The sequence below is a fragment of the Desulfosarcina sp. genome (genome assembly GCF_055467485.1).
The window spans coordinates 25940-39841 of sequence record NZ_JBUOIV010000006.1; the positions used below are offsets into that span (position 1 = coordinate 25940).

At 58.4% G+C, this 13902-nt stretch carries 13 protein-coding genes; 12 read left to right on the forward strand and 1 reads right to left on the reverse strand.

The genetic code is table 11. The annotated features are described in order from the left end of the window. The first annotated feature begins 140 nt into the window (after nucleotides 1–140). The 9 genes from ACZCED_RS04625 to ACZCED_RS04665 all read left to right on the forward strand — a co-directional run bounded on the left by ACZCED_RS04625 (nucleotide 141) and on the right by ACZCED_RS04665 (nucleotide 9445). Nucleotides 141–770 (forward strand): cytochrome c3 family protein, encoded by a 630-nt coding sequence (locus tag ACZCED_RS04625; RefSeq protein ID WP_462970940.1) that lies wholly within the window; start codon nucleotides 141–143, stop codon nucleotides 768–770. A 139-nt stretch (nucleotides 771–909) separates the two neighbouring features. Beyond that, complete coding sequence (locus ACZCED_RS04630; RefSeq protein ID WP_462970939.1) at nucleotides 910–2280, forward strand: cbb3-type cytochrome c oxidase subunit I; 1371 nt, start codon at nucleotides 910–912, stop codon at nucleotides 2278–2280. Beyond that, nucleotides 2277–3212 carry a cbb3-type cytochrome c oxidase subunit II gene (locus tag ACZCED_RS04635; protein ID WP_462970938.1) on the forward strand — a complete coding sequence of 312 codons (936 nt, stop codon included), beginning with the start codon at nucleotides 2277–2279 and terminating at the stop codon, nucleotides 3210–3212. Before ACZCED_RS04630 ends, ACZCED_RS04635 begins: the two co-directional genes overlap by 4 nt. A 31-nt stretch (nucleotides 3213–3243) precedes the next feature. Further along, entirely contained in the window at nucleotides 3244–3504 is a 261-nt protein-coding gene (locus tag ACZCED_RS04640) for a hypothetical protein (protein WP_462970937.1), read from the forward strand. A gap of 159 nt (nucleotides 3505–3663) precedes the next feature. Beyond that, nucleotides 3664–3939, forward strand: a complete 276-nt coding sequence (locus ACZCED_RS04645) for a cbb3-type cytochrome c oxidase N-terminal domain-containing protein (protein ID WP_462970936.1) — start codon at nucleotides 3664–3666, stop codon at nucleotides 3937–3939. A gap of 1 nt (nucleotide 3940) precedes the next feature. Further along, nucleotides 3941–4168 carry a hypothetical protein gene (locus ACZCED_RS04650; RefSeq protein ID WP_462970935.1) on the forward strand — a complete coding sequence of 76 codons (228 nt, stop codon included), beginning with the start codon at nucleotides 3941–3943 and terminating at the stop codon, nucleotides 4166–4168. Further along, the gene (locus tag ACZCED_RS04655) at nucleotides 4169–4687 is read left to right on the forward strand and encodes a c-type cytochrome (protein ID WP_462970934.1); all 519 of its coding nucleotides are present in this window, start codon (nucleotides 4169–4171) and stop codon (nucleotides 4685–4687) included. A gap of 197 nt (nucleotides 4688–4884) precedes the next feature. Further along, nucleotides 4885–7353: a heavy metal translocating P-type ATPase gene (locus tag ACZCED_RS04660; RefSeq protein WP_462970933.1), complete on the forward strand. Its 2469-nt coding sequence runs from the start codon at nucleotides 4885–4887 to the stop codon at nucleotides 7351–7353. A 391-nt stretch (nucleotides 7354–7744) separates the two neighbouring features. Further along, nucleotides 7745–9445 (forward strand): FAD-dependent oxidoreductase, encoded by a 1701-nt coding sequence (locus ACZCED_RS04665; protein ID WP_464860305.1) that lies wholly within the window; start codon nucleotides 7745–7747, stop codon nucleotides 9443–9445. Between the two features lie 49 nt (nucleotides 9446–9494). Here ACZCED_RS04665 and ACZCED_RS04670 read toward each other — a convergent pair whose 3' ends face one another. Next, nucleotides 9495–10271, reverse strand: coding sequence for a lytic transglycosylase domain-containing protein (locus tag ACZCED_RS04670; protein WP_464860306.1), 777 nt, complete (start codon nucleotides 10269–10271; stop codon nucleotides 9495–9497). 735 nt (nucleotides 10272–11006) lie between these two features. Between ACZCED_RS04670 and ACZCED_RS04675 the strand changes: the two genes are divergently transcribed. From ACZCED_RS04675 to ACZCED_RS04685, 3 genes are all read left to right on the forward strand, one after another. Beyond that, complete coding sequence (locus tag ACZCED_RS04675) at nucleotides 11007–12458, forward strand: OmpA family protein (RefSeq protein WP_462970930.1); 1452 nt, start codon at nucleotides 11007–11009, stop codon at nucleotides 12456–12458. A gap of 376 nt (nucleotides 12459–12834) precedes the next feature. Further along, complete coding sequence (locus ACZCED_RS04680) at nucleotides 12835–13623, forward strand: dienelactone hydrolase family protein (protein ID WP_462970929.1); 789 nt, start codon at nucleotides 12835–12837, stop codon at nucleotides 13621–13623. 92 nt (nucleotides 13624–13715) lie between these two features. Continuing rightward, a complete protein-coding gene (locus ACZCED_RS04685; protein WP_462970928.1) occupies nucleotides 13716–13883 on the forward strand; it encodes a hypothetical protein in 168 nt (55 codons plus the stop codon). Nucleotides 13884–13902: the final 19 nt, after the last annotated feature.

A 13902-nucleotide genomic window follows, 5' to 3' on the forward strand; every position in this document is an offset into this window, starting at 1 on the left:
GGACAGACCATGGGATACCCGATAGCGATGCAAGACATGCTTACATCCGGGAAAAGAACCGCTCTTGAATATAGGTGGTCAGTCTCGGTCCAGATATCTTTAGCCTTAAGCCTAAAACCCTATATCCCTGAGCATTAATAATGGAAATTCTGATTACCTCCTTTTCTCTGCTCACCCTTGCGGTGGTCGTCATCCTGATCGGCACCCGCGGTAGGCCCATGCGCTTTTTCACTGCCTTCGGCGAGACGCTGGAGCGCGTCTGGCAAAACCGAGGGCCCATGTTCTGGGTGGCTGCCTGTGTAGCGCTGGTGTTGGGGTTCCTTTTCTTTTTCTATGCGTCGCCGGCTACGCGCATCGGTGCCGCCCAGCCCATCGCCTTCAGCCATCGGCTTCACGCCGGCCACAAAGCCATCGAATGCCGCTTCTGCCATGCATACGTGGACAAATCCATCCATCCGGGATTGCCGGCAGTGGAAAAATGCCTGTTCTGCCACAATTACATCATTGCCAACCACCCGGAGATCAGGAAAGAGCACGACTACTTCAACAGCGACACCCCCACACCATGGGTCAAGGTCTACGAACTGGCCGAACACGTGCTCTTCAACCATGAAAGGCATATTAAAAAGGAAATCGCCTGCGAATCGTGCCACGGTGAAGTCCGCCAGATGGACCGGCTGAAAGGCAAACGGTTCAAGATGGGCTTTTGTATCGAGTGCCACCGGGAGAAAAAGGTCAACTTGGGCTGCTGGCTGGCCTGCCATAGTTGACGGCAGAGAACGGATGACAGAATTCTGGATTTAGTCTTCTGACTCTCGAATTCAGCCCGTTCAAACGAAATAAACATCAGGTTTAATTCAAGAATGATTGAACATCAAACTTCAGCAAATACACCCCAAGGAGTAACCATTGGCCGCAGAAACCCAAATCCTTGAATCCGCCAATACCACCGCCAAGGGGTTTGCACTGACCTCAGCGTTCTGGATGATGGTCGCCACTTTTTACGGGCTGCTGGGAGCGACGGAGCTGGTGGCCCCGGACCTGACCGAAAACATGGGAGGCATCGTCTTCGGACGCGTGCGGCCCACGCATATCAACCTGGTGCTGTTCGGCTTTGTCACCCCGGGGCTGCTCTCGGCTGCTTTTTACTTCATTCCCCGATTGCTGCGCACCCGGCTTTTCAGTGAACGGCTGGGTGTCTTTACCGTGGCGGCATGGAACGTCGCCCTGGTCGGCACGGTGGCCAGCCTGGCCGCCGGTTTTACCCAGGGCCGTGAATACGCCGAGCTGATCTGGCCCATCGACGTCATGGTGGTGGCCGCATTCGGCCTGGTCTTCTTCAATTTTATCATGACCGTAAAACACCGCCAGGAGCCTATCCTCTATGTTTCGGTGTGGTACGTACTGGCCGGCACCATCCTCACCGCCTGCACCTTCGCCCTGGGCAACGTGATCTGGCGGCCGGACAGCGGCGCTCTGGTGGGCATTCCCGACGCCATCTTGCTGTGGTTTTACGGCCACAATGTCTTCGGCCTGCTGCTAACGCCCCTGAGTGCCGCGGTCGCCTACTACGTGATCCCCCGGGCCTGTCGGGCGCCGCTTTACAGCCACACCCTCTCCCTGCTGGGATTCTGGGCCCTGATTGTGGTCTACACCCACATCGGCACCCACCACCTGTTGCAGGTACCCGTTCCCACCTGGCTCAAAGTGGTGGCAATCGTGGACAGCGTTGCCATGGTGATTCCGGTAATGGCCTTTTTGATCAATATCTGGTACACGGCCAAAGGCCGCTTGGGTGAGATCCACGCCGATATTGGCGCCAAATTCGTCTTTACCGGCACCATCATGTACTTCTTCGTCAGCATCCAGGGTTCACTCATGGCCCTGCCCGACGTCCAGCGCGTGACCCATTTTAACAACTGGGTAGTGGCCCATGCCCACCTCGGCGTGTTGGGATTTGCCGGCATGATCTCTCTGGGCGGCCTGTACTACACGGTGCCGAAGTTATCCGGCAAACCGCTTTTCAGCCGTTTGCTGGCCGATTTTCAATACTGGATGATCCTGATCGGCATGGTCGGGTTCACCGTGGTGCTGACAATTGCCGGCCTGATCCAAGGCAACGCCTGGATCAACGGGGAAACCGTCTACCGCGTACTGCCGGAAATCCACGTGTACTACGTCGTTCGCGCCGGCTTAGGGTTGCTGATCTTCTCCAGCGCGGTCCTGGGATTCTATAACATCATCCGCACACTGTTCGGAAAAACCGGAGCGTCATCATGAAAATGACTCCCCTTGCCGTGGTCACCGGCTCGCTCTTGATCCTGGCTACGATCGTATTCGTGGTGGTGCTGCTGCCCTATGTCCACACCAACCAGACCACGCCTTCTGATATTTTTCGCCACCGGGCGGCCGATGAGGCCGCCGGCCGGAAAATCTATATCGCCAACGGCTGCGTCTATTGCCACAGCCAGTCCATCCGCACCATCGACTGGGGGCTGGGAGCGGAACGCATCGCCCAGGCCGGCGACTACGTCGCCGACTACCCCATCCTGCTGGGTTCCCAGCGCACCGGACCGGACCTGTCCCAGGACGGCGGCGAACACCCGGACGACTGGCATGTCGCCCACTTCATGAATCCCCGGTACACACGGCCGCTGTCCATCATGCCGGCCTTCAAGTTCCTGGGCGACGACAACATGGGCAACCTCATTCGCTACGTGCAGAGCCTGGGCATGAAAGACGCCGACCGGCGCATGCAGCGCCAGCGGTTCTGGAAGGCGGAAGCCGTCCGGGCCTATGAGGCCGGTCCGGATGCCAATGTTCAGTGGCTTAACGACAACATTCCCCAAGGCTGGCGGGACGTACCCAACCCCTATCCCACGACCGAGGCGGGTCTGGCGCGGGGCCACAAAATCTACCAGGATTTCTGCCTGGGCTGCCATGGCCCGGTGGGCGACGGCATGGGTCCGGCCCAGCCATGGATCTATCCGCCGCCGCTCAACTTCACCATCCTCAAAAACCGGGAAATCAGCGGCGGGATTCTCTACTACCAGATCATGAACGGCATCACCGGCACGGCCATGCCCTATTTCAAGCGCGAGTTGGAGTCGGAAAAAATCTGGGACGTCGGCAACTATGTGGCCGTCTATTTCATCAACGACAGCGACGCCAACACCGAACCGAAAGGGATCGACGCGGCCTACGAACCGTAACTGCAAATAGTGGTTTTGAGATTGAATTGATATGTATTATCCTTATTTCATCGCTTACATCGGCATTGGCCTGACCATCAGTTTGGTGGTGTTCTACTGGGCCTTTCGAACCGGCCAGTTCAACGATCAGCAGCGGGCGCGCTTTCTGCCCCTGCGCGACGATGCCGATCAGCCGCCGCTGAAAGCCACCCGATTCAACCGAATCGAGATCTACGGACTCTTTTTCCTGGCGACGGCGGGCCTGGGCGCAACGGCAGCGGTTTTGGCCTATGCCCTCTATTTCAGTAAATAGTGTTCGTCCAGCAAAGAAGGATTTTGTTCGAGATCAAGGCATGCGAAAACTTTCACCGCAGGCATGTAGTTGATATTCCGAGGATGAAATGTTGAGCCTAACGCAGATATCGGACAAACGAATCGTTTCTGGATGGACACGGAACAAGAGGTACCACCCATGAGATTTTATGAACTGCTTAATTTCCAGCACACGATGGCCTGGCTGTTCCCGACCCTGATCTTTATGGTGGTTTTCGGCGTGGGCTTGGCCTTTGCCCACCTGCACGGCAATGACAGCGAGGCACGCAAAAAAACCATCACCGGTCGCTATGCCGACGGCATCGAGGAGCGCAACGCGCCATACCCCCTGGTGATGATGTTGATCATCGCCGGGACGTTCATCTGGGGCTTTCTCTACATCGTCATGCACGGCCTATTGGGAGTGAAAATCTGATATGAACGAAGAAAACCACCACGGATCCCTGCTCAGAACCTGGCTCTGGCTCGGTGTCATGCTGGGCATCATCCTGTTCAAGGGCTTCTTGTCCTTTTATGTGGTCTCGGACATGGGCCAACCCACCTGGGCTTATCGACCGGTAAAAGATGTCCCGGCATCGTCACCCTACGCCGTATACCAGCTGCTTCCCAACCCGCAACACGTCAGAGGGGCCGGAGGAGAATAAATGGTTCGCATACTGTCAGTCGGCCTGATCGTTTCAACGATAGCCCTGGTGGCCTGGGGCGTGATCACCGGTTACGACGAAGTCTTGTCCGTGGGACGCATGTGGCAAACCCCAGCCATCAAGCCCCACGAAAACCCTATTCCGGTAATGGCGGCCGGCAGCGTTCCCGTTAACGGCGGCGAGGCACTCTACCGAGCCGCGGCTGCCGGGGAACTCACGCCCCCCTTCTCACTCGCCGACACCACAGCCATCGCTTCAGGCCAAACCGCCTACCAGTATTACTGCATTCACTGCCACGGCAAGAACTTCGACGGCTACGGCACGGTGGGCCAGAGTTTTGCCCCGCCGCCCGGCGACCTTCGCAGCACCAAAGTCCAGTCCATGCCCGTGGGCGTGCTGTTCAAAGAGATCAGCTACGGCATCCCCGGTGGAAGGCAGCCGGCCCTGGCCACAACCGTGGCGGTGGACGACCGGTGGAATGCCATCGCCTACGTCAAGAGCCTGGGGCCGCGCAACTGATCCTTGAAGATCTCCGATTGAACGCGCACATGCCAGGTGACGGATGCGGGTCAAATCGTTTTATACAATCGCTGGCATCCCCATTATCTGACATCTGGAATGTGGCCTTTGACGTTCTCGCCCATCAATAGATCATTCGCTTCAGCCCTTGGTTTCTCTTTCCGTCTATATTTTCTCCAGCCCGCCGGCCGGTCTTCATGAGTGAAACCACCTGCCATCTTTGCGGCCTATCACTGCGTCGCGGTGCCGTCTCCCATTCTGTCGACGATCGGCAGCTGCGGTTCTGCTGCCAGGGCTGCCGGATGGTTCACAGCATGCTGCTGGAATCGGCCGGAGTGGATGATCCGGCCCATTTCAAGGAAACCGATTTATACCGGCAGTGTGTGGCCGCCGGGGTGATCCCGGCCGGCGAGGACGACCTTCGCCGCATTCAAGAGCGGGAAGAACAGGAGGCCCACGCCGCCGCAGCGTCGATCGAGGGCGTGAAGGCGACACCGGAACCGTCCGACACCCTGGCGTTGGACCTGATCGTCGACGGCATGTGGTGTGCGGCCTGCGCCTGGGTGATCGAGAAGACGGTGATTCGGTTAGGCGGTGTGCAGGAGGTGGCCTGCCATTTCTCCACTGACCGCTTGCGCTGCCGCTATCGCCCGGACAGGGTGGCGCCCGACCAGATCCAACGATCCATCACGCGTTTAGGCTATGATATCCGCGAAAGCGATGCCGGCACCACCGGGCAGCGCACCCTGCGAAAGGAGCTGATTCGCCTCACCATCACCGGCCTGCTGTCCGCCAACGTCATGATGCTCTCATGGGCCCTTTATGCCGGCTTTTTCACCAGCCTGTCCAGCGATGCCGTATCAAAAATTTCACTGCCCATCGTGGCCATGGCAGTGGTGGTTTTGGTCTATGGCGGGGGGAACATGCTGCGCAAAGCCTGGTTCGGCCTGATCCACCGGGCACCGGGTATGGAAACCCTGGTGGGGATGGCTGCCGGATGTGCCTTCCTCTTCAGCCTCTACAACTGGCTGACCGGCAGCATCCACTTGTATTTCGACACCGCCTGCATGCTCATCACCCTGGTACTCTTGGGAAAGCTTCTTGAGCAGCAGGCCAAGAACCGTGTCCGCCGGGATCTGGACAGCTTCTTCGCCCTCCAGCCAACCAAGGTGCGCCTGATCACCGAAACCTCGCCCGCGGGGCGGTATGTGGCCGTCGGCCACCTGGCCGCAGGAGACCGGTTTGCCGTCGCCTCGGATGAGATCGTGCCGGCAGACGGTCGGGTGGAATCCGGCACCGCCACGCTCGACGAATCTTCACTGACCGGCGAACCCAGGCCAGTAAGGGTTAAAACCGGCGATCCCCTTAAGAGCGGTACCCGGGTGATCGACGGCCGGGTGACCGCAAGGGTTGAAAAGGTGGGCGGTGAAACGGTGTTAGGCCAGATGATTGCCATCATGACCCGCAGCCTGGAGCAGAAAAGTACATTCGAAGGCCGCACGGATCGACTGCTCAGATGGTTCGTCCCCCTGATCACGGCACTTTCCGGTGCAACGGGGCTGTTCTGCATCATGGCCGGCTTACCGTTCAACCAGGCCGTGGTGCGGGCGGTGACCGTGATGGTCATTTCATGCCCTTGCGCCCTGGGTGTGGCGATTCCCATGGCACGCCTGGCCGGTATTTCCCTGGCCGCCCGCCGGGGCATTCTGGTCCGGGAAATCGAATCCTTCGAACGGGCCGAGTCCATCGACAGCGTGGTTTTCGACAAAACCGGCACCCTGACCCACGGCCGCTGGCGCCTGAGTCATATCGAATGCCAAGCGGGATACCATCCGCAGACCATTGCCGCCTGGGCTGCCGGCCTGGAGCAGTCGTCGGATCACGAAATCGCCCGGGCAATCGACGCCTATGCCCGCGTTCACGCGATCACGCCGGCCGAGGCAACCGACATCATCGTCCATGCGGATGGGGTGCAGGGACGGCTGGATAATCGAACCCTGCGGATCGGCAACCGCGGGTTCGCCTGGGGCAACGGGCCGCCTGCCGGCGACGCCGGCGATAAAACCGAAGGGACACTGACATCCCGGGTCTTTTTCAGCGTCGACAACCATCCGGCGGCGATCCTTATCTTTGGCGACACCATCCGGTCGACGGCAGCATCGATGGTGGACACGCTGGAACAAGCATCCCTTGACATCCACCTCGTCTCCGGGGACGGAGACGCCGCCACCCGCGAGGTGGCCCGGGCCATCGGCCTGAGCCAGGCCAGTGGCGGTTTGCTGCCGCCAGACAAGGCGGACTATATCGATTCGTTGACGGATCGGGGACGGCGGGTAGCCATGGTGGGCGACGGCATCAACGATGCGGCGGCCATGGCCCGGTCCCATCTGGCGGTAGCGGTTCATTCCGGGCAGGGATTAGCCAGGGAGGCCGCCCACATCACCCTCATGCGCGGAGACCCCGCCCAACTGCTGGACTTTTTCCCCCTGTCCCGGCAGGTCAATCGCAACGTCGCACAGAATCTCTGGTGCGCCTGGATCTATAACCTGATCGCCATCCCCGTCGCCATGATCGGTCTGCTGACGCCACTGGTGGCTGCAACGGCCATGCTGCTCTCCAGCCTGACCGTCATCGGCAACACCCTGCGGCTGGTCCGCCGGGATTGACCGGCACCCGTCTTCGGTTGAACCGCGACAGCAAGCGCGGCCCCACCCTGCATTCGGCGGGATTGGCGCGTGTACGGGGAATCGATAGTCATGCTTCAATCAAAATCCTTTTAGCGGGTGATCGCCCATCTACCGCTGTTCAGGTGAACGCGCCTGAATACGCCCTCCCACCCCGGATAAATCCGGTCGTCACCGGTCTTCAAATCCGCCTGGCCGGACCTTGACAAACCAAAAAAAAGAGACCATTTATACCCTCTTATGCGCGTTCTCTCGATACGGCAGGCGGCTATGCGCCGCGCGGACATCCGCGTGCGATAGTCACCCCGCCTTTGAAAAGCAACCCCGATCTTAAGGTCAGATCATTAAAAACCGGTCAAACGAGAGGTTCAACATGGCCCAGAACATCATCATCGTCGGCGGCGTTGCGTTGGGATCGAAGGCGGCCTGCCGCTTTAAACGCCTGGAACCGGGTTCCCGCGTCACCATCGTCGACCAGGACCGCTTTGTATCCTATGGCGGATGCGGTATTCCCTTCTACGTCTCCGGCGATGTCAGCGATGTCAACGACCTTCGCAAGACGAGTTTCCACATGCTTCGCGACGAAGCCTTTTTCAGGGATTGCAAGGACATCGAGGTGCTCACCCGGACCCGCGCGGAGCGGATCGACCGGCAGAACAAGCAGCTGCATATCCGCCGTCCGGACGGCACCGCCGACACTCTGGCCTATGACCAGCTGGTACTGGGAACCGGAAGCCGTCCCCGGCGTCTGGTCATCCCCGGCGCCGACCTTGCCATGGTTCACACCTCCGCCAACCTGAACGATGCCCAGGCGATCAAGGAACTGGTCACCAAAGGCCGGGTGGAGCGGGCCGTTATCGTCGGCGGCGGTTTTATCGGACTTGAAATGGCCGAAGCCTTGGCCGACATGTGGGAGGTGGACACCGCAGTCGTAGAATATTTCAGTCAGATCATGCCCGGATTCGTGGGTCCCCAGTTCGCGCGCATGGCCCAGCGGCAAATGGAAAAACACGGAGTGCGCTTTTTCCTCGACGAAGAGGTGAAGGCCATTGAAGGCACCGACACCGTGGAGGCCGTGGTGACCGACAAACGCCGGCTGGAGGCGGACCTGGTAATCATCGCCATCGGCGCCGCCCCCAATGTGGAACTGGCCCGGACGGCCGGGCTGCGGATCGGCCCGACCGGGGCGATCGTGGTGGACGAGCACATGCGCACCTCCGACCCGTCAATCTATTCCGGCGGGGATTGTGCAGAGATTCGCAATCTGGTGACCGGCCAGCCGGGTTACTATCCTTTGGGATCCATGGCCAATCGACAGGGCCGGGTGATCGGCACCAATCTTGCCGGGGGAAGTGCCGTGTTCAAGGGCGCTGTCGGCTCCTTTGTGATCAAGACTTTCGAAGCGGCCCTGGCGGGGACCGGATTGAGCCTGGAAGGCGCCCGCAGGGCCGGGTTCGATGCGGTCAGCGTCCAGGTGGCCCAGCTGGACCGCGCCCACTTTTACCCGGACAAGGCCATGGTTCACCTGGAACTGGTCGTGGAAAGAAAATCCCGTCGCATACTCGGAATCCAGGGCTTCGGTGAGCAGGGGGACGCCGTGGTTGGCCGTATCAATATGGTGGCTGCCATCCTGGAAGACCGGCCCACCATCGATCGGCTCAGCAACCTGGAGTTGGCCTATTCGCCGCCCTTTTCATCGGCCATGGATGTGCTCAACGCCCTGGCCAACGCGGCCGAAAACCTGCTCGACGGCCGATTCCAGCCCATCGACGCCGACGGCTTCGCCGAAAAATGGGTCGACGGAAACGGCAACCTGTTGATCCTCGACTGTCGCGCCCGGCAAGATGGCGAGCCCTTTGCCAAAAAATATCCGGATCGTTGGATCAACATCCCCCAGGATGAACTGCGGCGGCGCATTGAAGAAATCCCGGCGGACAAAGACCTGATCCTGATCTGCAACACCGGTGTGCGTTCTTACGAGGCCCAGCTCAACCTGAAGGATATGGGGATCACCGCTCCGCTCAGCGTTCAGGGCGGCATGGTGACCCTGAACAAATGGGGAATGGATCTGTAGCCGTTGCACCGCGGTTGGCCGTTAGCCGGGATGCAACGGATCACCCTTGTCAGGCAGAAACGTTCCTGAGAACCCGTTCGATGTAATTTTGCGTCTCGCGGTAGGGCACGTCCCCGTTATACTTCTCAACGGTACCAGGGCCTGCATTGTAGGCGGCCAGGGCCAGTCTCACATCACCGCCGAATCGATCCAGCATGCTCCGCAGGTAGCCGGCGCCACCGTCGATGTTCTGCCTGACGTCAAACGGATCGTCCACACCCAGTTCTCTGGCCGTTGCCGGCATGAGCTGCATCAGTCCTTGGGCGCCCGCAGGAGATACGGCATCCACCTGGAAGTTGGATTCGGCCTGAATCACGCTGGCGATGAGTTTCTCCGGCAGATTGTAGCGCTGTGCCGCCCGCGTGATGCTGTCGGCGATCAGCGCCTCACCCGCTAAGGGTACGGTGGCACCGGTATCGGCGCCGGTTGTAACGCCCTGGGTTGCCGAGAGGGAGGGGGCAGGGTCCTCTTTTGGCGTCACGGCCGTGTGGTCGAACCGATTCAGGCGACCGTTTTGAAGGGCGCCGCCCCGGATGGTCGAATGTCTGAAGAAGCCGGTCGGTGCACCGGTGGAGGCCTGATTCAGATAGTCCGCGACCGTCAGCCCTGTTTTTTTTCCTGTCGATTCTGGTGGGATCGCGGATCTCGCAGACGCCAGATTCTCTGAAAAAGATGGGTAGCGGTCGGTTTTCAGGGGTATAAATTGCTTGCTGCCCGTTGATCCGACTGGCTTGAGTCCCGCATTCCGTAGATACGCATCGATCGTCATACTGGTTTTTGATATCATGGTCGCCCCGTTCACATGGATTCTTTAAGAAATATAATGCAATTTTTTTACCAACTTCCCAAAGACAAAACCGGTTCAACAAACCATGCGATTGGGGCTGATTTATTGAGCCCTCTCTGCGGCAAGCCAGGGGAATGCGCTCGCTATCGCGTTTCACAGGACACTGCGCCACCCGTCAATTTCGACCCGGCAGCGGCAAAAGGATGACACCGATGCCGATCGATCAGGGATCATTGGTCAATTGTTGATTGGCCGGCCGTTCCGTTTTACCGGTCCCGAAAAGCAGACCTTATCCCCCCAACACCGACACCCCAGAGGGCGGCGCAACAGTTTACCCCTGCCCGCCTGGTGAGCTTCGGCAAAACGACCTTTTCAGCATTGCCTTGTTCTCGATCTTGGATAAACCACCATCGGTGTGTGGACAGCATCGTGCGCGGTCCCGCCATCCCCTATAACACCCGCATATTTATTATTGTTCCTGGTTTGGGTTTGATGTATCCTTATTCGCAGAAAAAGCCGCTCTTGCCATGTATTATTCCGTGATTATTATCCCACGCTCACTGGATCTTCTAAGAACGAGCCAAGTGGCTGAAGACATCACGATTGATGGGAAATGTTCTCTACGCAACCGGATGCACCTTCATTTCAACCACTAGCCATTGGGCAGGTACAGAAGAACACGGTTTCATTGTATCACAATCAATGGCATCAACATATTAGCGAGAGGAGCACAGGATGCACAGACCGTTAAGATTTCTGTTGTTGGGTTTCGTTCTGGCGTTTGCAGGCGCCTGCGCCACGCCGCAAACCGGAAGCATGCCGACCGGCAATCCAGGTGAACTGGTCAAGCAGTTTGAATCGGAATTGACCCGCGCCCGATCCAATCAGGTGGATGTGCTTGCACCGGGCTTGTTCAACGACGCTCAATCCGCATTCATGAAGGCCAACCAGGCCCTGGACAGAGGCGCCAAGCTGAGTGACATCCAGGCATACATTGCCGAAGGAAGCGCCAGTTTGAAGAAAGCAGAAGAGATCGCCCAGGTCTCCCGGACAATTCTCGGCGAGACGAACAAAGCCAGGGATAAGGCGCTCAAGGTGGGGGCCGACAAGCTGGGTGAACCTTATATGGACGTAGAAAAACAGTATCTGAAACTCACCAAGGCCATCGAAAACGACAACCTGAGCTACGCGCAGAAAAATGCCGCTGAGGTGCAGGCGGCTTTCCGGGATTTGGAGATCATGGCCATCAAAGACAGCGCCATCGGCAATGCGCGCCAGATGATGGCCGATGCCGACAAAGCCAAGGTCCAGAAAATCACTCCGACAGCCTACAACGATGCCCTTCAGGCCCTGAATGACGCCGACGCCTATATCGGCCAGAACCCTTACGAGGCGGACGCCATCAGCCAGAAGGCCGCCCATGCCGAGTTCATGGCCCGGCGCATGATGGCGATCAACGAGAGCGGCAAGAATTTTCAGGAGATGACACCGGAAGCAGCCGCCCTTTACGTGGAAGACCTGCTTGCCCGTCTGGGAAAAACCATGAAGGCCGGCGATTTGCGGGATAAGGGCATTGACGCCCAAATCAGCGCAATGACCGGTTCGGTCGACACCCTGGAGCAAAAAAATCAGTCCCTTGAAAAAAACAATCAAGCCTACCAAGCCCAAATTGCCACCCTGGAGCAGCAGCTCAGCGGTCTGAAAGGCTATTCGAAAGCGCAGGAGACGGCCAAAGATAAACTCGCCGCCGAACGCGCGTTCAATGAACAATTTAACAAGGTCCAGCGCTATTTTCGACCAGACGAAGCAGAGGTCTACAAACAGGGGAACCAACTGGTCATTCGCATGCGCGGCATTCAGTTCCCGGTGGGACAGGCGACCCTGAGCCCGGACAACTATACCCTGTTGAGCAAAGTACAGCAGGCTATCGCGACATTCGGCCAGCCGACCGTTACCGTCGAGGGGCACACCGACAGCACCGGTTCCGCCCAGACGAACCAGGAACTGTCCCAGAAACGGGCTGAGGCGGTAAAAACCTACCTGGTAGCCAACAAGACCCTGCCGGCAAGCCGCATCCGGGCCACCGGCTATGGACCGGACAGGCCGCTGGCCCCCAATACGACAACCGAAGGCCGTGCCATGAACCGGCGAATCGATGTGCTGATTACACCATCCCAGGTACCCTAAGACCGGGACGGGGACAAACCACCGGAAAATAAGCGATATTGCATAAACCGACCAGGAACCGCCCGGACCCTGGTCGGATTTTTTCTTGCCCGCCTCGGACACACTCGCATGGCCGAATCAACCTGAAACACCTGCCACCTTGATATTTTCCAATTCCTACCTACTATGAAGGCAGATCCGCTGCCGATAGTAATGGTGACGCGCACACCCGGCATTCGCCGACCATCAACGCCGCAAAACGCTTGTCCTGCAACTGTTGATATTCCCTCTGTTCTGCGGAAAACCGGTCATAGAAATTGCGAATAGTTCCAAATTTCATAATCGCGGCAAGGGGTGAAACCTGATTATCTTCCTTGAAGCGTTGAAAGGAGTCTACATGAAGATAAAACCATTATTGATTTTAATCATTCTGCTTTTGTCGATCGGCACCGCCCACGCCAAGGTGGTTACTCGACCGATCGCTTACACCCACGCAGGAACCAGTTTGGAAGGTTACCTGGCCTACGATGATGCCCTTTCCGGCAAGGCGCCCGGGATTCTGGTGGTTCACGAGTGGTGGGGATTAAACGACTATGCGCGCAGCCGCGCCGAACGGCTGGCCAAAATGGGCTATGTGGCATTTGCCGTAGACATGTATGGAAAAGGCAAATCCACCGAGCACCCTGATCAGGCTGCCGCCTGGATGAAGGAAGTCAACAGCAATATGGACGCCTGGCTGAAACGTGCCTTGGCTGGCCTGGACGTACTCAAAAAACAGCCGCAGGTCGATTCCACACGGCTGGCGGCCATCGGCTATTGCTTTGGAGGCGCCACGGTTCAGGTGCTGGCCTATGGAGGCGCCGACGTGAAGGGGGTGGTCAGCTTCCACGGCTCCCTGATCCCCGTCTCCGCCGAGCAGGCCGAACAGACCCGCGCCAAGATCCTGATCTGCCATGGTGCCGCCGATCCCATGAACACGCCCGAAGCCATGACTACCTATGTCAATGCCATGAACGCCTCATCCATCGACTGGCAGATGATCGCCTACGGCGGCACCCGCCACAGCTTCACCAACCCGGATGCGGACAAACGGGGAATGGCGGCGCTGGCCTATAATCCGTCAGCAGACCGCCGCTCCTGGCAGCACATGACCTATTTTCTCGAGGAAGTGCTATCGGGGATGTAGGATGATTCTCCGACTGCCGGCTGCCGCATGTTCCACAACGCCTGACACGCCCATGAGCCCTTGCTGATCTTCACTATAGAAAGGATACCGACATGAACGATACTGAAGCAAAAACCCTCTGCGCCCTCCAGGAAGAGGGCTTTATCGAATCCCACACCGACGCGTTTAAAAAACTGATCCAGCCCGCCGCGCATTTCTGCAAGAACTGCGGGCGAAGCGCGGTTAGCGAGAAGAACCTGTGTAACCCGGAAAAACTGTAGTTTAACAGGGAGTCCCAAA

Excerpts from the sequence above, each read along its gene's own strand:
- ACZCED_RS04625 (WP_462970940.1), top strand. The coding sequence starts at position 141 with ATGGAAATTCTGATTACCTCCTTTTCTCTGCTCACCCTTGCGGTGGTC.
- ACZCED_RS04680 (WP_462970929.1), top strand. The coding sequence starts at position 12,835 with ATGAAGATAAAACCATTATTGATTTTAATCATTCTGCTTTTGTCGATC.
- ACZCED_RS04635 (WP_462970938.1), top strand. The coding sequence starts at position 2,277 with ATGAAAATGACTCCCCTTGCCGTGGTCACCGGCTCGCTCTTGATCCTG.
- ACZCED_RS04640 (WP_462970937.1), top strand. The coding sequence starts at position 3,244 with ATGTATTATCCTTATTTCATCGCTTACATCGGCATTGGCCTGACCATC.
- ACZCED_RS04660 (WP_462970933.1), top strand. The coding sequence starts at position 4,885 with ATGAGTGAAACCACCTGCCATCTTTGCGGCCTATCACTGCGTCGCGGT.
- ACZCED_RS04655 (WP_462970934.1), top strand. The coding sequence starts at position 4,169 with ATGGTTCGCATACTGTCAGTCGGCCTGATCGTTTCAACGATAGCCCTG.
- ACZCED_RS04670 (WP_464860306.1), bottom strand. The coding sequence starts at position 10,271 with ATGATATCAAAAACCAGTATGACGATCGATGCGTATCTACGGAATGCG.
- ACZCED_RS04665 (WP_464860305.1), top strand. The coding sequence starts at position 7,745 with ATGGCCCAGAACATCATCATCGTCGGCGGCGTTGCGTTGGGATCGAAG.
- ACZCED_RS04645 (WP_462970936.1), top strand. The coding sequence starts at position 3,664 with ATGAGATTTTATGAACTGCTTAATTTCCAGCACACGATGGCCTGGCTG.
- ACZCED_RS04685 (WP_462970928.1), top strand. The coding sequence starts at position 13,716 with ATGAACGATACTGAAGCAAAAACCCTCTGCGCCCTCCAGGAAGAGGGC.
- ACZCED_RS04675 (WP_462970930.1), top strand. The coding sequence starts at position 11,007 with ATGCACAGACCGTTAAGATTTCTGTTGTTGGGTTTCGTTCTGGCGTTT.
- ACZCED_RS04650 (WP_462970935.1), top strand. The coding sequence starts at position 3,941 with ATGAACGAAGAAAACCACCACGGATCCCTGCTCAGAACCTGGCTCTGG.